Raw genomic sequence first — 23,942 nt, forward strand, 5'->3', positions numbered from 1 at the left:
AGGGTTAGGGAGAGGGGTAGCCCAGGAAAAGGTGCCGATGGTTGAAGATGCAGTGTTAGCGGCCGAACGTCGGAAAGAATCCCCGTGGGGCACCGCCCTCCCGGTCCCTCCTCCACAAGGGGGGAGGGACCGGATAGAGCGCGGCTGCTGGCCAAGCTCGATTCGACTTCACGCCATTGCGTTCTCGCTGAATCGGCCCGGAGAACGCGCATGATGACGAATGCGGTCTCCACCGACACGGGGCTCGATGCGTTGCTCACGCTGCTGCATCTGCAGGGTGTTGCGGCCGATCGCGAGCAGCTCAGGCACCGGCTGGGCGCGGCAAGCTTCGGCGTAGCGGATATCGTCCGCTGCGCCAGGTCTCTCGGACTTAAAGCGCGAACCTATCGAACGCAGTGGAGCCGGCTGTCGGACACCCCGCTGCCTGCGATCGCAATGCTGCGGGACGGCGGCTTCATGGTCATCGCAAAGGCCTCCGCCGACAAGGTGCTGGTGCAGTCCCCGGAGGCACAGCGCCCGGTGCTGATGGATCGCGACGAGCTGAGCGCGATCTGGGACGGCGGCTTGATCCTGATGGTCCGGCGCGCCGGCCTGTCCGACCTCGGGCGGCACTTCGATATCACCTGGTTCATCGGCGCGATCGGCAAATACCGGCGGCTGCTGGGCGAGGTGCTGGCGGCTTCGTTCTTCCTCCAGCTTTTTGCGCTGGTCTCGCCGCTGTTCTTCCAGGTCGTCATCGACAAGGTGCTGGTGCACCGCTCACTGTCCACGCTCGACGTTCTCGTCATCGGCCTCGTCGTCGTCTCCCTGTTCGACACCGTGCTTGGGATCCTACGCAATTACTTGTTTGCGCACACGACCAACCGCATCGATGTCGAGCTCGGGGCACGGCTGTTCCATCATCTGCTGGCGCTGCCGATGGCCTGGTTTCAGGCCAGGCGCGTCGGAGATTCCGTGGCCCGGGTCCGCGAGCTCGAGAACATCCGCAATTTCATCACCAGCTCGTCACTGACGCTTCTCATCGACCTGGTCTTCACCTCGGTGTTCCTGGCCGTGATGTTCGCCTATTCGGCGCAGATGAGCTTCATCGTGCTGGCATCGTTCCCGTTCTACATCGCGATCTCGGCCGTGGCGACGCCGCTGTTTCGCCGCAGGCTGGACGAGAAATTCCGCCGCGGCGCGGAGAACCAGGCCTTCCTGGTCGAGAGCGTCAGCGGCATCGAAACGCTGAAGGCGATGGCGGTCGAGCCGCAGATGCAGCGCCGCTGGGAAGAGCAGCTCGCCGGCTATGTCTCCGCGAGCTTCGGTGTCACCAGCCTCGGCAACACGGCAAGCCAGCTCGTGCAGCTCGTCAGCAAGGTCGTCACTGCCGCCATTCTCTATGTCGGCGCCAGGCTGGTGATCGGTGACGCATTGACGGTCGGCGAGCTCGTGGCCTTCAACATCTTCGCGGGGCGGGTGTCGGCCCCGGTGCTGCGGCTCGCGCAAGTCTGGCAGGATTTTCATCAGGCGCGGCTGTCGATCGCGCGGCTCGGCGACATCCTCAACAGCGCGGCGGAGCCGGCTTACTCCGCCGCCCGCGCGGGGCTGCCGCCGATCCGGGGCAACATCCGCTTCGAGCACGTGTCTTTCCGCTACCGGCCCGATGGGCCGGAGATCCTGCACGATGTCTCGTTCGATATTCCAGCCGGACAAACCGTCGGCATCGTCGGATCGTCCGGCTCGGGCAAAAGCACCTTCGCCAAGCTGGTGCAGCGGCTCTACGTTCCGCAAGGCGGCCGCGTGCTGGTCGACGGAATGGATCTGATGACGACCGACCCGGCCGGGCTCCGTCGGCAGATCGGAATCGTGCTCCAGGACAACATGCTGTTCAATCGGTCGGTGCGCGACAACGTCGCCCTGGCCGATCCGAGCCTGCCGGTGGACCGCATCATCGATGCGGCGAAGCTGGCGGGCGCGCATGACTTCATTCTGGAGCTCCCCGAGGGCTACGATACGGTGGTCGGCGAGCGCGGCTCGACGCTCTCGGGCGGGCAGCGCCAGCGCATTGCGATTGCCCGCGCACTGGTGGGCAATCCCCGGATCCTGATCTTCGACGAAGCCACCAGCGCGCTCGACTATGAAAGCGAGCGGATCATCCATGACAACATGAAGGAGATCGCGAAAGGCCGTACCGTCCTGATCATCGCGCACCGTCTGTCCACCGTCCGCGGCGCCGATCGCATCTTCACCCTGGAACGCGGCCGTCTGGTCGAGGACGGCACGCATGATGCGCTGATCAAGACCGGCGGCCGCTACGCCGCCCTGCATCGTCTCCAGGGAGGCATTTATGAGGTCGGCTAGCACTGTGCCGGCGGCTCGGCCGGAGCAGACCGTGATCCCGTTCCGGAATGGAAAGGGCCGGCGCGCCGAGGAAGTCGCCTTCCTGCCGGCGGCGCTGGAAATCACGGAGACACCGCCATCGCCGATCGGCCGCGCCATCGCCCTGGCCCTGATGCTGCTTGTCTGCGCGGCGCTGGCCTGGTCGGCCTGGGGCACGATCGACATCGTGGCCTCCGCAACCGGCAAGGTCGTGTCGAGCGGGCGAAGCAAGGTTGTCCAGCCGTTCGAGACCGGCGTAGTGCGCGCCATTCACGTGCAGGACGGGCAATCGGTCAAATCGGGCGACCTGCTGATCGAGCTCGATCCGACGGTGAACGCCGCAGAGCGCGATCGTCTGCACGACGATCTCATGGCCGAACGGCTCAACGTCGCGCGCCTCCGCGCCGCATTGGCGGGCGGCGAAGGGGTATCCGCTGATCTCGTCGTACCAGAGGATGCCGATCCCATGCTGGTTGCGACGCAACGGCAGCTCCTCGCCAATCAGGTCAGCGAGAACAGGGCCAAGCTCGCGGCGCTGGCACGTCAGGAAGCGCAGAAGGAGGCCGAACATCAGACGATTGCGGCGACGATTCACAAGCTTGATGCGTTGCTGCCGATCACCCAGCAGCGTGTCGAGATCCGCAAGACGCTGATGGAGAAGGAGATCGGCTCGAAGCTGACCTACTATGAGACCCTCCAGCTCCAGATCGAGCAGCAGGAGGAGCTTCGCGTCCAGAGCAGCCGCTTGAAGGAGGCCGAGGCGGCCGTCGCCGCGATCCGGGAGACCCGCATCCAAGCCCTGGCCGAGTACAGGAAGAGTCTCTCCGACGAGCTGGCTAAGAGCGAACAGAAAGCCAATGGCGTCGCACGCGATCTGATCAAGGCGCAGCAGAGGACGAGGCTTCAGCAACTGACGTCGCCGGTCGACGGCGTCGTGCAGCAGCTTGCGGTCCACACCGTGGGCGGCGTGGTCACGCCCGCGCAGTCGCTGCTGGTAATCGTGCCGACCGATACGCGGCTCGAGATCGAGGCGATGATCTCCAATCGCGATATCGGATTTGTCGAGGCCGGGCAGGGTGCTGCCATCAAAATCGACACTTTCAATTTCACCCGCTACGGGCTTCTCGCAGGCCAGGTCGTGAGCGTCTCGCAGGACGCCATCATCCGCGACCGGCCGCAGGAGCGCGGGAGCGACCGTCCGCTCGCGACACAACGCGACAGCAGCGAGCCCAGCGGGCAGGAGTTGAGCTACAGCGCCCGCATCTCGCTCGATCGCACCCAGATGCAGGTGGACGACCGCCTCGTCAGCCTGTCGCCGGGAATGGCGGTGACCGTCGAGATCAGGACCGGTTCGCGCACCATCCTGAGCTACCTGCTATCGCCGCTGCAGCGCTACCGGCACGAGATCATGCGCGAGCGCTAGTTCCCGCATGATGCCGACGAAGCTTCGCGAGACGCGCTGAGAACCAATCGGGCTTTTCGGCAGCTACACCATGCCGCGGGCGCGCCACTCCTGATGAAGTCATTTTGGTGTGGCCCCGCAGCCCGGAATGCGTACATAGGAGCAAGCAAAAAATTTGGAGGAAAGCATGCGGCTCATTGCCCTCGTATCGGCTCTGGTCCTGCCGTTTGGCGCGGCGCTCGCCCAGGACTATCCGATCAGGCCCGTCACCATGCTGGTGCCGTTCGCCGCCGGCGGACCTACGGACACGATTGCTCGCCTGACCGCGGCCGGCATGGCGAAATCGCTTGGCCAACAGATCGTCGTCGAGAACGCGCCTGGCGCCGGTGGTACCATCGCCACGACCCGCGCATCGCGAGCCCAGCCCGACGGATACACGCTGCTGATCCATCATGTCGGCCTCTCGACGGCCGCCACACTGTACCGCAACCTCAGCTATGACACGAAGACGGCCTTTGCGCCGATCGGGCTTGTGACCAATGCGCCGATGACCATCATCGCGCGTCCGGATTTTCCGGCCGACACGCTGAAGGAATTGGTCGCCTACGCCCAACAGCAGGGCGACAAGTTGACCTATGCCAATGCCGGACTCGGCGCGGCGTCGCATCTCTGCGGCATGCTGTTCATGACAGCGATCCAGAAGCAGCTCACCGCGGTGCCCTACAAGGGCAACGGCCCCATCATGAACGACCTTCTCGGCCGGCAGATCGATCTTACCTGCGACCAGGCGACGAATACCACCGGCCCGATCATGTCGAAGCAGGTCAAGGCCTATGCGATCACCACCAAGGAGCGGCTGAAGAGCCTGCCCGATCTGCCGACGGCCGACGAGGCCGGTCTCAAAGGGTTCGAACTTGGCGTCTGGCACGGCATCTATGCCCCCAAGGGCACACCGCCGGCGGTCGTTCAGAAGCTGACCGCGGCGCTCCAGTCCGCCCTTAGGGATTCCACGCTGATCGCCCGGTTCAACGACATCAATACCGAGCCGGTCCCGCAGGAGAAGGCGACGCCGGAGGCGCTGGCCGCGATGCTAGCGAGCGAAGTCGACCGATGGGCTCCGATGATCAAGGCAGCCGGCCAATTCGCGGACTGAGCCATTCCTGCTCAATTCGTCCCGACATCGCTGCGTGAGCGGGCTAAGTCACCACGGTAAAGAACAGTCCATTCAATAGCCAATCACCGGGTAGCAAAATACCGGTACTGTGCATGGGGTTGTTTTTGCGATTTTGATGTCGGGCCGGTCGCGGAGGCGTCAGCCCGCCGCCTCGTCGAACTGCGTGCTCGCCTCTAGCCACTGCTCCTCGGCGCGCGCCAGCGCGTCGGCCGCATTGGCACGTGCCTTCGACAGTTGCGCGGCTTGCTTGGGGTCGCGGGTGAAGATGTCGGGCAGGGCCAGCGCAGTGTCGATCTTGCTGATGATCGCGCTGACGCGGGCGATCTCGGTCTCAGCTTCCGCGATACGTTTCTTCAGCGAGCCGCGATTGTCCGATCTCGGACGCTGCGGCTTCTCGCTCGGCGCGTTGCGCTCTCGCGGGGCGGGCTCGCCATTGCGCGCGGACAGCACCAGGCGGCGATATTCGTCGAGGTCTCCGTCGTAATTAGTCACGGTGCGGTCGGCGACGATCCAGAGTTGATCGGCGCAGGACTCGATCAGATAGCGATCATGCGAAACCATGATGACGGCGCCGGGGAATTCGTTGATGGCTTCCGCAAGCGCGGCGCGGCTGTCGATGTCGAGATGGTTGGTCGGCTCGTCCAGGATGATCATGTTGGGGCCGAAGAAGGTCGCCAGTCCCAGCAGGAGCCGCGCCTTCTCGCCGCCCGACAATTTTCCGACCTTGGTATCGGCCGCCTTGCCGGAAAAGCCGATCGCACCAGCGCGGGCGCGTACTTTGGCTTCCGGCGCCTCGCCCATCAGCTTGCGGACGTGGTCGTAGGTCGAGGCATCCTCGTTCAATTCGTCGAGCTGGTGCTGGGCGAAATAGGCAATCGAGAGCTTGTCGGCGCGGGTCACCTTGCCCGAGAACGGCGCGAGGCGGCCGGCGAGCAGCTTCACGAGAGTCGACTTGCCGTTGCCATTTGAGCCGAGCAGCGCGATGCGGTCGTCATTATCGACGCGCAAGGTGACGCGGTTCAGCACGGGCGTGGTCGGATCGTAGCCGACCACGACGTTGTCGGCGGCGATGATCGGCGGCGACAGGATTTTCTCGGGCGCGGGAAAGCTGATCTCGCGTACGTCCTGGGTGACCAGCGCCGTGATCGGCTTCAGCCGCTCCAGCATTTTCACACGGGACTGCGCCTGGCGGGCTTTCGAGGCCTTGGCCTTGAAACGGTCGACGAAGGCTTGCAGGCGGGCGCGTTCGGCTTCCTGGCGCTTGACCGCTTTGGCATCGAGCATCTCGCGCATGGCGCGCTGCTCCTCGAAGGAGGAGTAGGTGCCCTTGTAAAGGGTGAGCTTGCTGCGATCCAGATGCAGGATCTGGTCGACCGAGCTTTCCAGCAGATCGCGATCATGGCTGATCACGATAACGGTGCGCGGATAATGCGCGAGGTGATCCTCGAGCCACAGCGTGCCTTCGAGGTCGAGATAGTTGGTGGGCTCGTCGAGCAGCAACAGGTCGGGAGCCGCAAACAGCGTTGCGGCGAGCGCAACGCGCATGCGCCAGCCGCCGGAGAATTCGGCGCAGGGGCGGAGCTGGTCGGCGGCGGAGAAGCCGAGACCGGAAAGGATGGCTGCGGCGCGGCTCGGCGCCGAATGCGCGTCGATGTCGACCAGCCGGGTCTGGATCTCGGCGATCTGGTGCGGGTCGGTCGCGCTCTCGGCCTCGGTGAGCAGTGCGTCGCGTTCCAGGTCGGCCTTGAGCACGACCGAGATCAGGCTCTCGGGGCCGTTCGGCGCTTCCTGCGCCAGGCTGCCGACGCGCCAGCGGGGCGGCAGGCTCACCGTGCCGTGCTCGGCGGCGAGCTCGCCGCGGATCACCTTGAACAGGGTCGATTTGCCGGTGCCGTTGCGACCGACCATGCCCACGCGGGATCCGGGCGTGATCTGCACGGAACTCTGGTCAATCAGAAGGCGTCCGGCGAGGCGGATGGAGAGGTCGGTGATGGAGAGCATGCGGCCTTGTCACCGCACCCGCGATCAAACGCAACCCGTTTTTCTGTGTTTGCAAGCCGGTGCTTGTCAACTCAGTGCGAATCGCGCTCGCGCTGCTTCAGCTCATTGAGGAGTTGCTCGAGGTGCGTCGGCAGCCTGGCTTCGGGCCGCAGGCTCTGCTGGAGCCGTTCGCCCACCGCATCGCGGATCGAGCGGCTGGTGCGCCGGTCGATTTGCTCGCTATCGTCGGCGAAAAGGCTAACCATCGCAGAGTTCCGTGTTCTCAAAGAAGCGACACAGTACCAAGTCCTTGGCCCCCAAATGGTTTCGCCACTCGCGGCGATTGCGCGGCATTCTAGCAAAAATTGTGTGAAGCCGCGCAATATCCTCTCCGAATACAAAGCCCCGGCGCCGGGGGACGCCGGGGCTTCGCCTGGAAGGTACCTTGGGGGCTCAGGTATCTTTGGAAAGGTGCTGTCGGGCTCAGAAGCAGCGGTTGATCATCCGCCAGCGGGGTCCCCAGGGGGTCGGGACCAGCCGGCGCACATAGCAGCCGCCATAGCCGTAGGAGACGGGAGCATAGAAGCGCGGTCCACCCCAGCCGTGGCCGTTGTGCCAGCCACCGCCGCCGTGCCAGCCGCCGCCGCCACCATGCCAGTGCGCGGAGGCGGAGGTCGGCGCCAGCGCGGCACCAAGCGCAACCGCGGCGACGGCGGCGAGGGAAAGTTTCCTCAACATGGTGATCTCCTCAAATCTGTTGGCGCGGGGCTATCGCGTCGATGGAAAGGCCGCCGAAACGGTCTGCCTCTGAAAGAGGCTTTGGTTTCGATGGACCCGAGGTTATCCGAGCGAGGCTGAACCAAACCCTGACGTGGCCTTCAGAATGGGTTCATCTGGGTGAAATCATTGTAATCCACGTTGGACTTCCAACCCTGAAAGGGGGACCCACCACGCGTCCGCAATGGATGGGAAGGAGACCACGCTGAAGCTAAGCTTCGCGTCTGCCTTGAGTGCTACGGTCATATAGAGTCTGCCATGGTCGATCCTCAGTCACACCAGGAAGGGGCCTTCGCGTGATCACCGTTTGGGGCGGACAGACCTCGCGATCGATCCGGGTCGTATGGGTGCTGGAGGAGATGGGCCTTCCCTACCGCGTGCGGCAGGTGGACATGCTGGCCGCCAAGCAGGACCCCGAGTTCCTGGCGGTCAACCCCGCTGACTACATCCCCGCGATCCAGGACGGCGACGTCGTCATGGTCGAGTCGATCGCGATCATGGAGTACCTGATGGCCCGCTACGGGCCGACGCCGCTGGCGCCCGCGCCGCAGGATCCCACGTTCCCCGCCTACCAGCAATTTCTGCATCTGGGCGAAGCCGGTCTCGCGACCCTGATGATGCCCGTCGTCGTCAGCCGCTTCATCGCGCCCGACGCCGAACGGGAGAACTGGGGCGCGACCTGGTGCCTGCAGTCGTTCCAGAAGCGGCTAAAGCTTGTCAGCCAACGGCTTGCCGACTCGTCCTACCTTGCCGGCGAGGCTTTCACAGCAGCCGACATCTCGGTGACCTACGCCCTGAACCTGGGCCAACGGAACTGCGGGATCACCCTCGGCGACGCCGAACAGGCCTATTTCGCCCGCACCACCGGCCGCGACGCCTACAAGCGTGCCATGGAGCGTTCGCACGAAGGGGTGAACACCTGATTCCCGTTTCGTCCGCGAATCGAGACACGAGAGGTCAGCACTCAACGTCATGGGGTCGAAAGCGGCCCTAAGCCCGACGCCGACCTTCGGACGCCCAGATCGCCGCCATCTACAAGTATCGGTTCAGGTGAACACTCGCCCTCGGCCTGCGGCGAAGCCCCCGCGAGCCCGTTTGGGCGGTCGCTTGCCGTATCGCGAAGGCGCCGATATAAGCCCGGCAACTCCGAACCACTGTTTCTCTTCAAGGACAACATCATGGCCATCGAACGCACCTTCTCGATCATCAAGCCCGACGCCACCGCGCGCAATCTCACCGGTGCGGTTAACGCCGTGATCGAGAAGGCGGGCCTGCGCATCGTCGCGCAGAAGCGTATCCGCATGACCAAGGAACAGGCCGAGACCTTCTATGCGGTCCACAAGGCGCGCCCCTTCTTCGGTGAGCTCGTGGAGTTCATGACGTCGGGCCCCGTGGTCGTCCAGGTGCTGGAAGGCGAGGGTGCCGTCGCCAAGTATCGCGACGTGATGGGCGCGACCGATCCGTCCAAGGCGGCTGACGGCACCATCCGCAAGCTCTACGCAAAGTCGATCGGCGAGAACTCCGCGCACGGCTCGGATGCGCCGGAGACCGCCGCGATCGAGATCGCGCAGTTCTTCTCGGGCAACGAGATCGTCGGCTGATCCGTCAGCCGATAAGGTAACGAGACGCGGCGAAAGGACGTAGTGTGAACTGGCTCTGGCAGATCTTCGATCCCGCTACGATCGGGGCATTCTTCACCCAGTTCCGCGTTGAGATGGCCGAACCGACCTTTTGGGTCGCGGTCGGCAAGATCATCTGGATCAACATCCTCTTGTCCGGCGACAATGCGCTGGTGATCGCGCTTGCCTGTCGCGGCCTCAAGCCGCGGCATCGGCTGTGGGGCATGATCCTCGGTGCGGGCGCCGCGGTGCTGCTGCGGATCATCTTCACGGGCATCGTCGCGAGCCTGATGGAGTTGCCGTACCTCAAGCTGGTGGGCGGCCTCGCGCTGATCGTGATTGCGGCCAAGCTGCTGGTGCCGGAGCAAGAGGACGAGGACGGCGTCGAGTCGGCGTCGCATCTGTGGCAGGCCGTGCAGATCGTCGTCGTTGCCGACATCGTCATGAGCCTGGACAACGTCATTGCGGTGGCCGCGGCCGCCAATGGCAGCGTGCCCTTGCTGGTGCTCGGTCTTGCCATCAGCGTGCCCTTGATCGTCGCCGGCGCGGCGCTGATCATGGCGCTGCTCGCAAAGCTGCCGGTTCTGGTGTGGGCCGGCGCGGCGCTGCTCGGCTGGATCGCGGGCGAAGTGATCGCGACCGATCCCGGCATCGCGCCGAGGCTGCATGCGCTGTTCGACGGTCCGTTCGGCGCTTCGCTCGACAACATGCTCGGCGCCTTGCGCATCCCGCCGCAATTCGCCCATGGCGGCGGAGGCGGCGACTATCTCTGCGCAGCTCTCGGCGTCGTTGTCGTGCTGGTCGTCGGCTCCATCTGGCGCCGCCGCAGCATGAGCGCGGCCGCGCTCGAGTCCTCCGAACGCCACGTCAAGGCCTCGGCGGAGTAGATCTATCTTTTGAGCATGATCTCTTGGGAAAAGCGCTAGCGTCGGACGATCGAGCCGGCGCGGTTGATCAGGCGGGCGAGCGCGCGGAAGCGGCTGCCGACTCGATCCGCGACGAGATCGCCGAGGCGGTGCTCGAACACCAGCAACAGCTTGCGGCCCATGCTGCGGAAATGCGTCGCGGGCAAGACGCCCGGACGCGCCGCCGAGATCAGATGTGCGACGCGGAAGGCCGCGCCCAGCAGGCGGGCGCGTTCGAGCTGCGCCGGCGTCAGCAGCTCCTGCATGGCGACCGGCGGCTGGTTCTCCTCGCTGAGGCCCGCATAGCGATAGAACACGGACAACCCGACGAAGGCGCGCTCGGTGTGGGTGATCGCGCCGAAATTACCGTTGACGACGAGGCTCAGCGTCTGCTCGCCGCGATGGTCGGGATGCACGCGCCACCCGATGTCGGACAGCAGGCACGCGGCGTGGCGCAGGCGGCGGTCTTCTTCGGTCTCGCGCAGCTTCACCACGCGCGCGAGGCGGTCGGTCCAGGCGATCAGCTCGCGGGCGTGCTTTGCCGAACGCGACAGCAGCTGGTTCAGCTCCTCGGCCGCGCAGATCAGTCCGTCCTTGTTGCGCTCGGACTCCGGCAGCTTCTCGTGCAGCAGGCCCTCGCGCACGCCGAAGGTCGAGAACACGATGGTCTTCGGCTTCGCCACCCGGATGATGTGCTCGAGCACCAGCGCCGCATAGGTGAGGAGCGGACGCCGGGCATCGGCGACGATCTCGATGTCGGCGAGCATGCCGGCGGCCGCAAGCCGGCGGAGACGACGCGAGAAATCGAGCGCCTCGGCCGCCGAAATCGAATAGCCGTGCATCACCTGCAGCGGATAGCCGCTCTGGATGATGTGGATGCGCGCAAGCGCGCGCCAGGTGCCGCCGACCGCGTAGAAGCTGCGGCTGCTCCCCGCCTTGAGCTGCGGCACCCCATCGAGCGCTTCGCGCACGATGCGGTCGGCGCGTTTCAGGGATTTATGCGCGAGGTCCTGCAGCGCGAGGCCGCCGAGCGGCAGCGTCACGCCGCTGCGCACGGTGTTTTTGCGCACGTCGATCAGTTCGAGCGAGCCGCCGCCGAGGTCGCCGACGATGCCGTCAGGATGATGGATGCCGGAGATCACGCCAAGCGCCGACAGCCGCGCCTCGCGCGGGCCCGACAGGATCTCGATCTTCACCGCGCAGATGCGCTCGGCTTTCGCGATGAAGTCGGCGCCGTTGGAGGCATCACGGCAGGCGGCGGTCGCAATCGCAAACACCCGCCCGACCTGCATGACCCGGCACAGCGCATGGAAGCGCTTGAGCGAGGTCAGCGCCTTGTCGACGGCGTCGGGCGCAAGCAGTCCCGTGCTCTGCACTTCGCGCCCGAGGCCGCACAGCGTCTTCTCGTTGAAGATGGGAATGAGGCTCCGCGTCAGTCCCTCGTAGACGACGAGACGGACCGAGTTGGAGCCGATGTCGATGACCGCGACGCTCGAGCCGCGCTTGCGCGGCCGCTTCACGTCGACGATCCCGGATCAGGATTGATGACGTTCATTACGGCGCGTGAGGCGGCGCGGCGAGGATTCCTTGAGCGACTTACCACGGCCAGACAGACTCGGATTTGTCATGAAGTAGTTGTGGACGTTGAAAGGCTCCTCGCCCTTCGCGGTCTTCATACGCGTTGAGGACCCGTCCGGCAACAATTGCCAGCTCTGTTCATTGTCCTTGAGATTCGCGACCATGATCTGTTCGAGAACCTGCTGATGCACCGTGGGATTCTGCAGCGGACACAGCACCTCGACGCGGCGGTCGAGGTTGCGCGGCATCATGTCGGCTGAGGAGATATACACAGCCGCTTTCGCGCTCGGCAGGCCCTGGCCCATGCCGAAGCAGTAAATTCGGCCGTGTTCGAGGAATCGTCCGATGATCGACTTGACGCGGATGTTCTCCGACAAGCCGGGAATGCCGGGACGCAGGCAGCAGATACCGCGCACCACGAGTTCGACCTGCACGCCGGCCTGTGAGGCCTCGTAGAGCGCGTCGATGATGTCGGGGTCGACCAGCGCGTTCATTTTCATCCAGATCGCAGCAGGCCGGCCGTGCCGCGCATGCGCGGTCTCGCCCTGGATGTGCTCGATGATGCGCTTGCGCAAGGTCAGCGGAGACACCGCCATCTTTTCCAGATCGCTCGGCGCAGCGTAGCCGGTGATGAAGTTGAACACGCGCGCGGCGTCGCGGCCGATGGTCGGCTCCGAGGTGAAGTAGGAGAGGTCGGTGTAGATGCGCGCGGTCACCGGGTGGTAATTGCCGGTGCCGGTGTGGACGTAGGTCGTGAGGCTGCCGCCCTCGCGCCGCACCACCATCGAGAGTTTCGCGTGGGTCTTCAGTTCGAGGAAGCCGTAGACGACCTGCACGCCGGCGCGTTCGAGGTCGCGCGCCCAGCGGATGTTGGCCTCCTCGTCGAAGCGGGCCTTCAGCTCGATCAGCGCGGTGACGGATTTGCCGGCTTCGGCGGCTTCCACGAGCGCGCGCACGATCGGCGAGTTGCTGGAGGTGCGGTAGAGCGTCTGCTTGATGGCGACGACGTCGGGGTCGCGCGTCGCCTGCTGGAGAAACTGCACCACGACGTCGAAGGATTCGTAGGGGTGATGGACGACGAGGTCCTTCTGCCGGATCGCAGCGAAGATGTCGCCGCCTTGCTCGCGCACGCGCTCGGGATGGCGCGGCACGTAAGGGGTGAATTCGAGATCGGGCCGGTCAAGGCGGGTGAGCTGCGAGAGCTCGTTCATGGCGAGCACGCCATCGACCAGGAACACCTCGTCGTCGGCGGTCGACAGCGCGTGCTGCACGAAACTGCGCAGCTGCTCCGGCATCTTGGCGTCGATCTCGAGTCGGATCACCGAACCGCGGCGGCGGCGCTTCAGCGCGGTCTCGAACAGGCGGACGAGATCCTCGGCCTCTTCCTCGATTTCGAGTTCGGAGTCGCGGAGGACGCGGAAGGCGCCCTGGCCGTGAAGATTGTAGCCGGGGAACAGGCGGTTGATGAACAGCGCGGTGGCCTGCTCCAGCGAGATCAGCCGGACGACCTTGCCGTCAGCCGGCAGACGGATGAAGCGGTCGATCTTGCCGGGCATGCGGATCAGCGCGTTCATCTGCTTGCCGTCGGCGGCGCGCGTGAGCTGGAGCGCGATGGTGAAGCCGAGGCTCGGAATGAACGGGAAGGGGTGGGCCGGGTCGATCGCGAGCGGCGTCAGCAGCGGGAACACGTTGCTGAGGAAGTAGTCCTCGACCCAGGTTCGTTCCGCCTTGGTGACCTCCTTGCCCTCGACCAGCACGATACCCTCGTCGGCGAGCGTGCCGCGCAGGTCGCGCCAGATTGCCTGCTGGTCGGAGGCAAGCTGCGAGACGGTCCGGTTGATGAGCGCGAGCTGCTCGGACGGGGTCAGACCGTCGGGGCTGCGCTCAGCAATACCCTCGCGCACCTGGGCCTTGATGCCGGCGACGCGGACCATGAAGAACTCGTCGAGGTTATTCGCTGAAATCGACAGGAATCGCACCCTCTCCAGCATGGGGTGGCTGGGATTGACCGATTCCTCCAGGACGCGGCGGTTGAAGTGCAGCCAGGAAAGCTCGCGATTGATGAACCGCTCGGGGCTCGATGCGATCGCCGGCGGGCCTTCGGCTTCCGGGGCTTTTTCTTTAACTTCAACAGCTTGCGCAGAATCCATCAGAAGTCGGTCCATCCAGTTCGCCCCAATTTGCGACTTACGCGCAAAACCCGCGGGAGCATGTGTTAGAGCGATGACGTTTCGATGACATTGATGTTCCGCCGCCCGGCCGCGTCAACCCGCCTTGGTCAGACATCCCGGAGCAGCTCGGCCGCCAGGGCCCGGGTGACGGGGCGGCCGAGGCGCAAGGCCTCGCTGTCCAGCAGGTCCACAGCCCGTCGGGCGGCGGCCGAGGACCGCTCCAGGCGAGTGGCGAGGTAGCTGACCACGCTCTCGTCCACCGCGAGCTGGCGGTCGGCGCAGAACTTGACGATCAGGCCGCGGAAGAGCTGGTCGTCGGGCGGCAGCAGCGAGACAACGGGGACGGCGCGGAGCCGCGAGCGCAGGTCGGCGAGCTCGATCTCGAGAGACGCGGGCACCTCGCGTCCGGTGAAGAGGACGTAGGCGCCGTCCTCGCGGGCCAGATTCATCAGATGGAACAGGGCGCGCTCGTCGAATTCCCTGGCTTTGGGATCCTCGACCACCAGCGCGCCGGTGGCGAGCGCAGCCGGGACGGCCTCGGCGGTCAGCCCATTGGCCGTGGTCGAGCGGGCGCCTGAAGCCTCGGCCCAGATCGCGGCGAGATGGCTCTTGCCGCTTCCTTCCGGGCCGGCCAGCCACATGATTCGGTTCGGCCATTCCGGCCAGGCGTCGATGAGGGCAAGACCGGCGGCGTTGACGGGGCCTTCGAGGAAATTGTCCCGGCTCAGGCTCTCCGCATGCGGAAGCGAAAACGCCAACTGTCGGGGATGAACGCGGCTTGGCACGCTTGCTTTGCTCCGTGCCGGCGTGCCGGCTTCGTTTGACGAGATGCGACCTAATCGAGCGGGAGTTGGCCTTTTACGGGGCCGCTCCCAACTCACTTGGCCTCGATCGTGCTCATGTGCCGCAACCATTCGACAAGATAGAGCGACACGGAGGAGAGCGTGAAGACCGTGACGAGGCCCATCAGGATTATATCATAAGGACCGGGTTTGAAGCCGAAGGCGAGGGCGGCCAGCACCAGCGCCGCGAACGCCACTTGGGCCACAGTGTTGAGCTTGGATACCTTTGAGGGCTTCATCTCCACAGGTCGGTCGAACAGCCACGATATGATCACGGCGGCGACGATCATGATGTCGCGCGAGACCACCAGGATGACGATCCAGCGCGGAATCGCGCCCCAGATGCCGAGCGCCATGTAGATCGAGACCAGCAGCGCCTTGTCGGCGAGCGGGTCGAGCAAGGCGCCGAGCTCGCTCGTCATGTTGAAGCGCTTGGCAAGGAAGCCGTCGACCGCGTCGCTGATACCGGCGATCAGGAATACGGCGAACGCCACCTCCATTTGGCTCGACACGATGGCCCAGACGATGATCGGGACCAGCATGATGCGGCCCAAAGTAATGATGTTCGGTATACTCACACGGCGCTTCCCGGCACCCGGCCTGACCTCGAATTCGGCCCTTTGGAGGCTGAACCGGTTGATATCTCTACATAGTATACGGCGGCGCGCCATGCGAGCCATTGCGCGTCCCCGGAATTCGACGTAACCAGCCGCAAACCCACTGGAAATCGGGCATGACCGACCGCAAAAACGGCCTCACTTACGCCGATTCAGGCGTCGATATCGATGCGGGCAACCGCTTGGTCGACCTGATCAAGCCGATGGTGCGCGCCACCGCACGGCCCGGCGCCGACGCCGAAATCGGCGGATTCGGCGGCCTGTTCGATCTCAAGGCGGCCGGTTTCAAGGATCCCATCCTGGTGGCCGCGACCGATGGCGTCGGCACCAAGGTCAAGATCGCGATCGAGACCGGCCTGCATGGCGGGATCGGCATCGACCTCGTCGCCATGAGTGTCAACGACCTCGTGGTGCAGGGCGCCGAGCCGCTGTTCTTCCTCGACTATTTTGCCTGCGGGAAGCTCGATCCGGAGGCGACCGCGTCGATCGTCGCCGGTGTCGCCGAAGGCTGCCGCGAATCCGGCTGCGCCCTGATCGGTGGCGAGACGGCCGAGATGCCCGGCCTCTACAAAGACGGCGACTACGACCTCGGCGGCTTTGCCGTCGGCGCCGCGGAGCGGGGCACGCTCTTGCCGCGCAAGGACATCGCCGCCGGCGATGCCGTGATCGGGCTCGCTTCGTCGGGCGTGCACTCCAACGGTTTCTCGCTGGTGCGCAAGATCGTGGAACAATCCGGCCTCGGCTTCGGGGCGCAGGCGCCGTTTGCGCCCGTCATGACGCTGGGCGGCGCGTTGCTGACGCCGACGCGTCTCTACGTCAAATCCTGCCTGCGCGCGATCCGCGAGACCGGCGCGGTGAAGGGGCTTGCCCACATCACCGGCGGCGGCTTTACCGACAACATTCCGCGCGTGCTGCCGAAGCATCTCGGCGTCGGTATCGATCTGGCGCGCCTGCCAGTGCTGCCGGTGTTCAAATGGCTGGCCGCGCAGGCCGGCATCGCCGAGCTCGAAATGCTGCGGACCTTCAATTGTGGGATCGGCATGATCGCGATTGTCGAGCCGGACAAGGTCGAAGAGGTCGTGGAGATCTTCACTGACGCCGGTGAGACCGTGGCACAGCTCGGTAGCGTGATCCTGGCCGAGGGCGAGCACCGCGTCGTCTATAACGGCCATCTCGACCTGGCGCTGTAATGACCGGCGCTGTAATGAAACGCCGCGTCGCCATCCTGATTTCCGGCCGTGGCTCCAACATGGCTGCGCTGATCAAGGGCGCGGCCGCGCCGGATTTTCCGGCGGAGATTTCGCTCGTCATCTCGAACAAGGCCGATGCGCTGGGGCTGGAAAGGGCCAAAGCGAGCGGCGTGAAGACGCTGGTGATCGAAAGCAAGCCGTTCGGCAAGGACCGCGCCGGCTTCGAGAAGGTGCTGCAAGCAGCACTCGATCAGCACGGCATCGAGCTGATTTGCCTCGGCGGCTTCATGCGCCTGTTCACGGCCGAATTCACCAAGGCGTGGTACGGGCGGATGCTCAACATTCATCCCTCGCTGCTGCCGTCCTTCCCCGGTCTCGACCCGCACGGCCAGGCCTTGCGCGCCGGCGTCAAGCTGTCCGGCGCGACGGTGCACTTCGTGATCCCCGAGACCGACGCCGGCCCAATCGTGATGCAGGGCGCGGTTCCCGTCAGCGACCACGACACGGCGGACACGCTGTCGGAGCGTATCCTTGAAGTCGAGCACCGCATCTATCCCGCAGCACTGAGCCTGCTCGCGACCGGCAAGGTCCAGATCGAGGGCGATGTGTGCAAGACCGCGGGCAGCGGGCCGTCGGAGAATTTTCTGGTTTCGCCGTTGGTGCGGTGAAGCGCCGTCGCACTCGGAATACTTCTCATTCCAAACAAAAACCCCCGGCAGAGCCGGGGGCAACGTCATGATCTCTTGCGCAGACCGCGAGAGAAATCAGGAAACCTTGAGGTTCTCCGCGGATGCCTTGCCGCGGTTCTCCACGAGATCGTATTCAACCACCTGATTTTCATTGAGGGTCGAGAGTCCGGCGCGCTCGACGGCGGAGATGTGGACGAAGACGTCCTTGTCACTGCCGTTCGGCTTGATGAACCCATAGCCCTTGGTCGGGTTGAACCATTTGACGGTGCCCTTTTGCGGCATCCTCAGTCTCCTCCGCTAGATACAAAAACGACGCGGCCGCTTTTCGCGTGCCACGCCACAAACGGGCTTCCGGTAGTCTGTTCGAGTCTTGAGTCTCAATGTCGCGAAACGCACAGTCGAGCGGCCAATTCCGATTGTGTCCGATATTGCAACATGAAAATCGCCCGTTAGCAAGCCGCGCGCGAATTTCAAGACTTCGACCCGAGTGCCCGTCCGCAATTTGCGACCTGTGGCCGCGGAACCACAATCGGAAGCAATGCCTTTGCCGGGACGCGCCAGCCGGTTGACCCTCAGTAACAGTTCGGAACAAATCGCGGCACGCGTGCGCCGCTCCTGTTGCTTTTTTGCGCGCCGCCCTTTGCTTCAGGACTTGTCGCCATGTGCTGCATTTCGCAGCCCTCAGAGACACGGCAGGCGATCAGGCTGAACCGCGTCCGCTGGATCGCGGCTGCCGTGGCGTTTGCTCTCATCATGGTACTGTCGACGACATCAGGCTTTGCGCAGAGTCCCACGCCCACGCCGACCCCGACACCCACGCCGTCACCGACGCCGATTCCGATGCCAATTCCGATGCCGACCGCGACCAATTACGACCAGTCGGCCGGCAACAGCTCGCTCAATCTCGGCTCGAATTTCCTGGAGCGGCTCGGAAACCAGGCATCTGGCGGCGTCAACCGGGCGTTTCGGACCAATCCCGGCGGCGGCGGCGCGTCGGCGAGCACGGAAGACCCGCGCTACCGCACCTGGTTCGAGGGTTATGGCATCTCGGTCCGGACGGATGCGCAAGGAGACTTTGTCGGCGACAAGCGCAAGACGTTTGGCGGTGTCGCAGGCTTTGGCGCGCGGCTCGCGCCGGGTGTCAATCTCGGCTTCTCCGTCGACCAGAGCCACACCGATATCGACGTGCCGCTCGCACTTCAGTCCGCCACGCTGGATCTGACGCAACTCGGCTTCAGCGGCTCGGTCGACAAGGGCCCCTGGACCTGGGCCTTCGCGGTGGTGCACGGCTTTGGCAAGGTCCGCTCCAGCCGGGATACTGGCCTGGGACTTGCGACCGCGGGTTATCGCGCCGCAATCGACGGCGCGCTGACCGAGATCAGCTATTACTGGACCAAGGACCAGATGCGCATCGTGCCCAAGGGCGCACTGGAATATGTCCGCGCCACCAGCGTCGCGTTCCAGGAGGTTGGCGGCCTCGATCCACTCAATGTCGGCTCGACGGCGCTCTCGCGCGCGCGCGTCATGATCGGAGCCGAGATCGGGCGCTACTTCATCTTCGACCAGAAGATCCTGGACCTGTCCGCCTACGGCAAGTTCGTCGACAATTTCTATCAGAACCTGGGATCGGTGCAGGTCAGCCTCGGGACCCAGAGCATCGTCGTGCCCGGCATCGGCGAGAGCCGCTACGGTACGGATGCAGGCGCCTCGGCCTCGCTCAGCCTGACCAACACGGCGCGGCTCTACGTCAACTACGACGGCAAGTTCCGCAACGAGCTGACGTCGCACCAGGGCACGGTCGGCTTCGAATATCGGTGGTGAAGCGAAGCCTGCCCGCGTCGGCCAGAGGAGGATCCGGAAAACTGCGAAGCGGTTTTACGAAAGCATCATGCTCGAGCTTTAAGTCGGCATTGCCGCGACATAACCCGTCAATCCAAAGGCCGCGCGCGCGGCCGTCATCATCGGCGCCAGCGCGTTCGGGTGGATGAACTCGTCGCGGAAACAGGGATGGATCTTGGGATCGAAGATTTTCTTCAGCCAATCGACCACGATCTTGTGGCGCTCGGAGGCGCGGAACTCCTTATGATAGGTGAGCCAGAGATCGGCGTGGTGGCTGACGCCGAGATCGACGGCAACCAGCGGGGCGCCGAGCGCGATCGAAACCGTCGGCAGGAATCCGATGCCGGCGCCGCGCTCCACCGCATAGAGCACGCCGACCGAGGAGTTGGTCTTGATCCCGACGATGCCCTCGAGCGACTTCAGTCCGAGCACGCGGGCGTAGGCGCCGTCGTCGACCTGCGGAGCGCTCTGCTTGATGATGCGGTGGTTCTTCAGCTCGGCCAGGGTCGCGGGCACGCCGTAGAGGTTTTCGTACTCCTTGGAGACGAAGGGATAGATGTGCAGGCGGCCGAGCTTGGCGACGATCAGATCGGGATTGGTCGGCGGCTCGAGCTGGATCGCGATATCGGATTCGAGCCGCGCGACGTCGGCCTGTTCCATCGCGCAGCGCAGGTCGACGGTGATCTTGCGATAGGTTTTCTGGAAATCGATCAGTCGCGGCAGAATCCAGAAATTTCCGGGGCCTTCCGTCACCGCGACGCGCACGGTGCCTGACATATCGTTCGACGATCGCGAAGCACGCCGGAACACATTGAAGGCATGACGCTCCATGTGCGCGACGTCGGCGATCATCGCGCTGCCTTCGTCGCTGAGCGTGAGCCCGCTCTGGTCGCGCAGGAACAGCTTGCAGTCGATGCTCTCTTCGAGCCGGTCGATCCTGCGCATCAGGGTGGTGGAGGTGAGCCCGAGCTCCTCGGCGGCGTTGCGGAAGCTTTTATATTTTGCGCAAGCTAAAAACAGTTTCAAATCGTCCCAGGACATGTCCAGGGTTTCTTCACGGTGCTGCATCACCGCAGCACCCCGGTGCAATAACTGCTGCATACGCCTGATCCCCAGCCGCTAAGCTCATCGCCATAGCGGGGCACGAAAGCCGCGAACGATAGAGGGGCGACATGAGTATGGAAAGGGGCTCGTTTGCCGCAAGGCATGATTTCGACGCGCTGCCGCTCAGTCCGGATGTCGACGTCCGTCGCGCCAAATTTTCCGAAATCGCCGCGCTTTCGCAGTTGGCGCACCGGCTGGTGCCGGGCGTTCGGATCGGGGCGACTGAGCTTGCAAAATATTTCGCCTTCGATCCCGAGAGCATCCTGACTTTCAGCCGGAAGGGCAACCTTGTCGGCGGCATGGCCTTCCTGTTTCTCAACGATCGCGGGCATGATGCGTTGCTGCTCGACGAGATCTGCCTCACCGCGCCGGAGACGCGCTATCTCGCGTCCGCGAAGGAAGACGTTTCCGCTATCTACATCTGGGCGATCGCGGCGACGGGGCGCGGCGTCGCCGGTCTCGGCAAGGCCGCGGCTCATCTTAGACAGCTAAGGTTTCGCAACGCGGATTGCTATGCGCAGCCGTCAACCGTGGCCGGCCGCGACATCATGAAAGCGACAGGCTTCGAGCCTGTTCCAAGCTTCCAACCCGACCTCTGGTGCTACGAGCGGCCCTGGCATCGGCAGCCGATGCGCATGCCGAGCGCGATCATCCAAGCAAGGAGTTTTGCAGATGCACGGTACTAGGATTCCTCTCGCCAAGCCCGATTCCCGCGCCATCACCATTCGCCTCGCGCGCGATCTCACCGATCTCATGCTGGTCACCTCGATCCGCTCAGCCGTCTATCTCGCCGAGCAGGATTGCCCGTTCGATGAAGAGTTCGACGGCAACGACATGGTTGCCGCGCATTTCATCGGCTATGTCGGCAACGAGCCTGCGGGCTGTCTGCGGGTGCGGTTCTTCGGCGATTTCGCCAAGGTGGAACGGCTTGCGGTGCGGCACCAATACCGGCGGTCGCGCGTCTCGTTCAAGCTGGTACAAGCGAGCGTCGACTATGTGAAGCGCAAGGGCTTTCGCAAGATCTACGGCCAGGCGCAGGACCGGCTGGTCGATTTCTGGGCCCATTTCGGCGCCAAGCCGCTTGGTCACAATCGCAAGATCACATTTTCCGACTTCTCCTACACAGAAATGCTGCTGGAGATCGAACCGGGTCCGGATGCCATTACGCTGGACAGCGATCCTTACGTGATCATCCGCCCCGAGGGCGATTGGGACCGGCCGGGCGTGCTCGACGCCTCGGCAGGACGGGCTGTGACGTCGCCGCTGCGGGACGTCGCGCTCGCTGGCCGTTGAAACTGGTGCAGCTGCGCGCAAAACCATGCTGGTTTCCATCACAGACGATCCGCCGATCCTGGTCTGCGCGGATCTCCAGGTCGAATATCTGACCCCCGGACGTCGCCACGTCATCCTCGACGGCGATGCCGCAACGGCGCGCTGCGTGGAACTGCTGACGTTCTGGCGCGACAATCTCTGGCCGGTGATGCATCTGAAGCGCATCGCGCAGGCGGCCTGGTTCAATCCGGCATCCAAGCTGACCGATTGGATCGCGAAGGCGAAGCCGCGGCCGGGAGAAATGACCTTCGAGCACCCGCTGCCGTCGGCCTACAGTTCGGCGCGGTTTGTGGACTACATGTCCAATATCCGCAATGTCCGTTGCGTGCTCGCGGGCTTTTCCCTGGACGAAACCGTCCTGGCCACCGCTATTGACGGGTTTCACCGCAGTCATCGCTTCCAGGTGGTGGCCGACGCGGTGGCCTGCCGGCAGCCGGGGACTGGCGATGCTGCCGCCTACAAGCATGCGGTAGTGAATGTGATCGGGAATTTTGCTACAATCCAGTCCAGCGCCGAACTGATCAGAACCAGCGGCGCCGTTGCGGTGTAGGCGGCCGCGATCGACGGATGGAGTGGGACATTGTCACGGGGAGATCAGCTCGAGGAGCTGGCAAGCGACCTGTCGCGTGCCGCCGAGGCGGCACGCCGTCTTGGTCTGCCAACGACGGTGTATCTGCTCTCGATGGCGCTGGTGGAGGTGCGGGAGGCCGCTGCCGCCGATAGCGATGGGAATGACGACGGTGCGGCGTGACAGCTGCCCGATGTGCGGCTTTGTGCAACGCAGCTGAGCGCTTCCTGCCGACGAATTGACGTTGCAAGTTTTGCGCGGTGGCAATAGCCAAGGAGCTGGATCATCGAGTGATGACGCTGGCCGCGCCGGCGACGTGACGCTTTCAAGGATTCCTGCAAATGTCCATGCTGCCCAATTCGCAAGAGGCCCGGGATGTGGCCTACCAGCTCCATCCCTACACCAACGCGCGCGCCCATCAGCAGGCCGGTCCCCTGGTGATCGAACGCGGCGAGGGGCCTTACGTGTTCGATGCGTCAGGCAAGCGCTATTTCGAGGCGATGGCAGGCCTGTGGAGCGTCGGACTCGGCTTCAACGAGAAGCGGCTGGTCGACGCCGCGCACAAGCAGATGCTGGCGCTGCCGTTCTATCACACGTTCTCCGCCAAATCGCACGGGCCCTCGATCGATCTCGCCGAGAAGCTGGTCGCGCTCGCGCCTGTTACGATGAGCAAGGTGTTCTTCACCAATTCCGGCTCGGAGGCCAACGACACTGTTCTGAAGTTGATTGCCTATCGTTCCAATGCGCTCGGCCAGCCACAGCGCAAGAAGGTGATCAGCCGGATGCGCGCCTATCACGGCGTCACCATCGCGTCCGCCAGCCTCACCGGGCTGCCGAACAACCACCGCTCTTTCGACTTGCCGCTCCCGAACATCCTGCACACGGGCTCGCCGCATTTCTACAAGGATGGCGCGCCCGGGGAGAGCGAGGAAGCGTTCGCGACGCGGCGGGCCGAGGAACTCGATGCGCTGATCCAGAAGGAAGGCCCGGACACGATCGCTGCGTTCTTCGGCGAGCCGGTGATGGGCGCGGGCGGCGTCATCGTGCCGCCGGCGACCTATTGGGACAAGATCCAGAAGGTGCTGAACAAGTACGACATCCTGTTGGTCGCCGACGAGGTCATCTGCGGCTTCGGCCGCACCGGCAAGATGTTCGGCTGCGAAACCTACGGCATCAAGCCCGACGCCATCGTGGTCTCCAAGCAGATCACCTCGAGCTATTTCCCGCTGTCGGCCATCATGATGAACGATCGCATGTTCGAACCGATCGCCGACGAGAGCAACAAGATCGGCGTGCTCGGCCACGGCTTCACCGCGGGCGGCCATCCGGTCGGCTCGGCGATTGCGCTCGAGAATTTGAAGATCATCGAGGAGCGGGGCCTGGTTGCGCACGCCGCCGAGCTCGGTGGCTACATGCAAGGCAAGCTGCGTGAACTCACCAGCCATCCACTGGTGGGCGAGGTCCGCGGTGTCGGCATGATCGCTGCGATCGAACTGGTGCTGGACAAGGCGCGCAAGACCGCAGCGGCAACGCCGGGCGCCGTCGGCGGCATGGCCAGCCGCATGCTGCAGGAGCGCGGCGTTATCTCGCGCAACATGCTCGATGCCATTGCCATCTGCCCGCCGCTGATCGTCACCAAGACTCAGATCGACGAGCTGGTCGCGGCGATTTCAGGTGTGCTGGACGACATGAAGCCGGAAGTGGCGAAGCTGACGCCGGCGTAGGGACGGCGCTTCACGCGTGAGCGTAGCGCTCTATCACACCCCCGGTGTCGTCCTGGCCTAGTGCGCAATT

At 64.4% G+C, this 23,942-nt stretch carries 23 protein-coding genes; 14 read left to right on the forward strand and 9 right to left on the reverse strand.

Translation table 11 applies throughout. From position 1 onward, the window contains the following. The first annotated feature begins 210 nt into the window (after nucleotides 1-210). The 3 genes from IVB19_RS15920 (at nucleotide 211) to IVB19_RS15930 (ending at nucleotide 4,916) form a co-directional block, all read left to right on the forward strand. The gene (locus tag IVB19_RS15920) at nucleotides 211-2,343 is read left to right on the forward strand and encodes a type I secretion system permease/ATPase (RefSeq protein WP_018459087.1); all 2,133 of its coding nucleotides are present in this window, start codon (nucleotides 211-213) and stop codon (nucleotides 2,341-2,343) included. Beyond that, nucleotides 2,330-3,784, forward strand: coding sequence for an HlyD family type I secretion periplasmic adaptor subunit (locus IVB19_RS15925; protein ID WP_026233732.1), 1,455 nt, complete (start codon nucleotides 2,330-2,332; stop codon nucleotides 3,782-3,784). The genes IVB19_RS15920 and IVB19_RS15925 overlap by 14 nt, the downstream gene beginning before the upstream one ends. A gap of 166 nt (nucleotides 3,785-3,950) precedes the next feature. Continuing rightward, a complete protein-coding gene (locus IVB19_RS15930) occupies nucleotides 3,951-4,916 on the forward strand; it encodes a tripartite tricarboxylate transporter substrate-binding protein (protein WP_018459085.1) in 966 nt (321 codons plus the stop codon). Between the two features lie 159 nt (nucleotides 4,917-5,075). On the opposite strand, the gene IVB19_RS15935 is transcribed toward IVB19_RS15930, so the two are convergent. The 3 genes from IVB19_RS15935 to IVB19_RS15945 form a co-directional block, all read right to left on the reverse strand. Then, nucleotides 5,076-6,938, reverse strand: a complete 1,863-nt coding sequence (locus IVB19_RS15935; protein ID WP_018459084.1) for an ABC-F family ATP-binding cassette domain-containing protein — start codon at nucleotides 6,936-6,938, stop codon at nucleotides 5,076-5,078. Between the two features lie 71 nt (nucleotides 6,939-7,009). Next, on the reverse strand, nucleotides 7,010-7,183 hold the full coding sequence (locus tag IVB19_RS15940; protein ID WP_007609361.1) for a hypothetical protein: 174 nt from the start codon (nucleotides 7,181-7,183) through the stop codon (nucleotides 7,010-7,012). A gap of 217 nt (nucleotides 7,184-7,400) precedes the next feature. Next, nucleotides 7,401-7,655, reverse strand: a complete 255-nt coding sequence (locus IVB19_RS15945; RefSeq protein ID WP_018459083.1) for a hypothetical protein — start codon at nucleotides 7,653-7,655, stop codon at nucleotides 7,401-7,403. Between the two features lie 335 nt (nucleotides 7,656-7,990). Here IVB19_RS15945 and IVB19_RS15950 point away from each other — a divergent pair, with 335 nt between their 5' ends. The 3 genes from IVB19_RS15950 to IVB19_RS15960 all read left to right on the forward strand — a co-directional run bounded on the left by IVB19_RS15950 (nucleotide 7,991) and on the right by IVB19_RS15960 (nucleotide 10,200). After that, nucleotides 7,991-8,617: a glutathione S-transferase family protein gene (locus tag IVB19_RS15950; protein ID WP_018459082.1), complete on the forward strand. Its 627-nt coding sequence runs from the start codon at nucleotides 7,991-7,993 to the stop codon at nucleotides 8,615-8,617. 255 nt (nucleotides 8,618-8,872) lie between these two features. Then, nucleotides 8,873-9,295, forward strand: coding sequence for a nucleoside-diphosphate kinase (gene ndk / locus IVB19_RS15955; RefSeq protein ID WP_018456271.1), 423 nt, complete (start codon nucleotides 8,873-8,875; stop codon nucleotides 9,293-9,295). 44 nt (nucleotides 9,296-9,339) lie between these two features. Further along, nucleotides 9,340-10,200, forward strand: a complete 861-nt coding sequence (locus IVB19_RS15960; RefSeq protein WP_018456272.1) for a TerC family protein — start codon at nucleotides 9,340-9,342, stop codon at nucleotides 10,198-10,200. 35 nt (nucleotides 10,201-10,235) lie between these two features. On the opposite strand, the gene ppx is transcribed toward IVB19_RS15960, so the two are convergent. The 4 genes from ppx to IVB19_RS15980 form a co-directional block, all read right to left on the reverse strand. Continuing rightward, on the reverse strand, nucleotides 10,236-11,738 hold the full coding sequence (gene ppx / locus IVB19_RS15965) for an exopolyphosphatase (RefSeq protein WP_018456273.1): 1,503 nt from the start codon (nucleotides 11,736-11,738) through the stop codon (nucleotides 10,236-10,238). Nucleotides 11,739-11,753: 15 nt separating this feature from the next. Then, nucleotides 11,754-13,946 (reverse strand): RNA degradosome polyphosphate kinase, encoded by a 2,193-nt coding sequence (locus IVB19_RS15970; RefSeq protein WP_026233127.1) that lies wholly within the window; start codon nucleotides 13,944-13,946, stop codon nucleotides 11,754-11,756. A 128-nt stretch (nucleotides 13,947-14,074) separates the two neighbouring features. Beyond that, on the reverse strand, nucleotides 14,075-14,752 hold the full coding sequence (locus tag IVB19_RS15975) for a P-loop NTPase family protein (protein ID WP_026233128.1): 678 nt from the start codon (nucleotides 14,750-14,752) through the stop codon (nucleotides 14,075-14,077). Nucleotides 14,753-14,844: 92 nt separating this feature from the next. Continuing rightward, nucleotides 14,845-15,387 carry a CDP-alcohol phosphatidyltransferase family protein gene (locus tag IVB19_RS15980; RefSeq protein ID WP_026233129.1) on the reverse strand — a complete coding sequence of 181 codons (543 nt, stop codon included), beginning with the start codon at nucleotides 15,385-15,387 and terminating at the stop codon, nucleotides 14,845-14,847. A 155-nt stretch (nucleotides 15,388-15,542) separates the two neighbouring features. On the opposite strand from IVB19_RS15980, the gene purM reads away from it, so the two are divergent. Both purM and purN read left to right on the forward strand, forming a co-directional pair. After that, nucleotides 15,543-16,616 carry a phosphoribosylformylglycinamidine cyclo-ligase gene (gene purM, locus IVB19_RS15985; RefSeq protein WP_018456277.1) on the forward strand — a complete coding sequence of 358 codons (1,074 nt, stop codon included), beginning with the start codon at nucleotides 15,543-15,545 and terminating at the stop codon, nucleotides 16,614-16,616. Between the two features lie 14 nt (nucleotides 16,617-16,630). Then, on the forward strand, nucleotides 16,631-17,284 hold the full coding sequence (gene purN, locus IVB19_RS15990; RefSeq protein WP_204511004.1) for a phosphoribosylglycinamide formyltransferase: 654 nt from the start codon (nucleotides 16,631-16,633) through the stop codon (nucleotides 17,282-17,284). A 96-nt stretch (nucleotides 17,285-17,380) separates the two neighbouring features. Here the strand turns inward: purN and IVB19_RS15995 are convergent, their stop codons facing one another. After that, the gene (locus IVB19_RS15995) at nucleotides 17,381-17,587 is read right to left on the reverse strand and encodes a cold-shock protein (protein WP_007591938.1); all 207 of its coding nucleotides are present in this window, start codon (nucleotides 17,585-17,587) and stop codon (nucleotides 17,381-17,383) included. Nucleotides 17,588-17,965: 378 nt separating this feature from the next. Between IVB19_RS15995 and IVB19_RS16000 the strand changes: the two genes are divergently transcribed. After that, nucleotides 17,966-19,126, forward strand: a complete 1,161-nt coding sequence (locus IVB19_RS16000) for an autotransporter outer membrane beta-barrel domain-containing protein (RefSeq protein WP_026233131.1) — start codon at nucleotides 17,966-17,968, stop codon at nucleotides 19,124-19,126. Nucleotides 19,127-19,204: 78 nt separating this feature from the next. On the opposite strand, the gene IVB19_RS16005 is transcribed toward IVB19_RS16000, so the two are convergent. Then, nucleotides 19,205-20,245: a LysR family transcriptional regulator gene (locus tag IVB19_RS16005; protein ID WP_018456281.1), complete on the reverse strand. Its 1,041-nt coding sequence runs from the start codon at nucleotides 20,243-20,245 to the stop codon at nucleotides 19,205-19,207. Nucleotides 20,246-20,316: 71 nt separating this feature from the next. Here IVB19_RS16005 and IVB19_RS16010 point away from each other — a divergent pair, with 71 nt between their 5' ends. From IVB19_RS16010 to IVB19_RS16030, 5 genes are all read left to right on the forward strand, one after another. After that, nucleotides 20,317-20,934 (forward strand): hypothetical protein, encoded by a 618-nt coding sequence (locus IVB19_RS16010; protein ID WP_026233132.1) that lies wholly within the window; start codon nucleotides 20,317-20,319, stop codon nucleotides 20,932-20,934. After that, nucleotides 20,921-21,541: a GNAT family N-acetyltransferase gene (locus tag IVB19_RS16015; protein ID WP_018456283.1), complete on the forward strand. Its 621-nt coding sequence runs from the start codon at nucleotides 20,921-20,923 to the stop codon at nucleotides 21,539-21,541. Before IVB19_RS16010 ends, IVB19_RS16015 begins: the two co-directional genes overlap by 14 nt. A gap of 25 nt (nucleotides 21,542-21,566) precedes the next feature. Further along, entirely contained in the window at nucleotides 21,567-22,130 is a 564-nt protein-coding gene (locus IVB19_RS16020) for an isochorismatase family protein (protein WP_018456284.1), read from the forward strand. A 30-nt stretch (nucleotides 22,131-22,160) separates the two neighbouring features. Continuing rightward, nucleotides 22,161-22,331, forward strand: a complete 171-nt coding sequence (locus IVB19_RS16025; protein ID WP_007609402.1) for a hypothetical protein — start codon at nucleotides 22,161-22,163, stop codon at nucleotides 22,329-22,331. Between the two features lie 158 nt (nucleotides 22,332-22,489). After that, entirely contained in the window at nucleotides 22,490-23,872 is a 1,383-nt protein-coding gene (locus IVB19_RS16030; RefSeq protein WP_018456285.1) for an aspartate aminotransferase family protein, read from the forward strand. Nucleotides 23,873-23,942: the final 70 nt, after the last annotated feature.

It is taken from the genome of Bradyrhizobium sp. 187 (assembly GCF_023101005.1).
GTDB classification, from domain to species: Bacteria; Pseudomonadota; Alphaproteobacteria; order Rhizobiales; family Xanthobacteraceae; genus Bradyrhizobium; species Bradyrhizobium canariense_D.

Coding starts and splice junctions, on each gene's coding strand:
- IVB19_RS15945 (WP_018459083.1), bottom strand. CDS start 7,655: ATGTTGAGGAAACTTTCCCTCGCCGCCGTCGCCGCGGTTGCGCTTGGT.
- IVB19_RS16005 (WP_018456281.1), bottom strand. CDS start 20,245: ATGCAGCAGTTATTGCACCGGGGTGCTGCGGTGATGCAGCACCGTGAA.
- IVB19_RS15920 (WP_018459087.1), top strand. CDS start 211: ATGATGACGAATGCGGTCTCCACCGACACGGGGCTCGATGCGTTGCTC.
- IVB19_RS15925 (WP_026233732.1), top strand. CDS start 2,330: ATGAGGTCGGCTAGCACTGTGCCGGCGGCTCGGCCGGAGCAGACCGTG.
- IVB19_RS15930 (WP_018459085.1), top strand. CDS start 3,951: ATGCGGCTCATTGCCCTCGTATCGGCTCTGGTCCTGCCGTTTGGCGCG.
- IVB19_RS15995 (WP_007591938.1), bottom strand. CDS start 17,587: ATGCCGCAAAAGGGCACCGTCAAATGGTTCAACCCGACCAAGGGCTAT.
- purN (WP_204511004.1), top strand. CDS start 16,631: ATGAAACGCCGCGTCGCCATCCTGATTTCCGGCCGTGGCTCCAACATG.
- ndk (WP_018456271.1), top strand. CDS start 8,873: ATGGCCATCGAACGCACCTTCTCGATCATCAAGCCCGACGCCACCGCG.
- IVB19_RS16000 (WP_026233131.1), top strand. CDS start 17,966: ATGTGCTGCATTTCGCAGCCCTCAGAGACACGGCAGGCGATCAGGCTG.
- IVB19_RS15970 (WP_026233127.1), bottom strand. CDS start 13,946: ATGGATTCTGCGCAAGCTGTTGAAGTTAAAGAAAAAGCCCCGGAAGCC.
- IVB19_RS16015 (WP_018456283.1), top strand. CDS start 20,921: ATGCACGGTACTAGGATTCCTCTCGCCAAGCCCGATTCCCGCGCCATC.
- IVB19_RS16030 (WP_018456285.1), top strand. CDS start 22,490: ATGTCCATGCTGCCCAATTCGCAAGAGGCCCGGGATGTGGCCTACCAG.
- IVB19_RS16020 (WP_018456284.1), top strand. CDS start 21,567: ATGCTGGTTTCCATCACAGACGATCCGCCGATCCTGGTCTGCGCGGAT.
- IVB19_RS15935 (WP_018459084.1), bottom strand. CDS start 6,938: ATGCTCTCCATCACCGACCTCTCCATCCGCCTCGCCGGACGCCTTCTG.
- IVB19_RS16010 (WP_026233132.1), top strand. CDS start 20,317: ATGAGTATGGAAAGGGGCTCGTTTGCCGCAAGGCATGATTTCGACGCG.
- IVB19_RS15940 (WP_007609361.1), bottom strand. CDS start 7,183: ATGGTTAGCCTTTTCGCCGACGATAGCGAGCAAATCGACCGGCGCACC.
- purM (WP_018456277.1), top strand. CDS start 15,543: ATGACCGACCGCAAAAACGGCCTCACTTACGCCGATTCAGGCGTCGAT.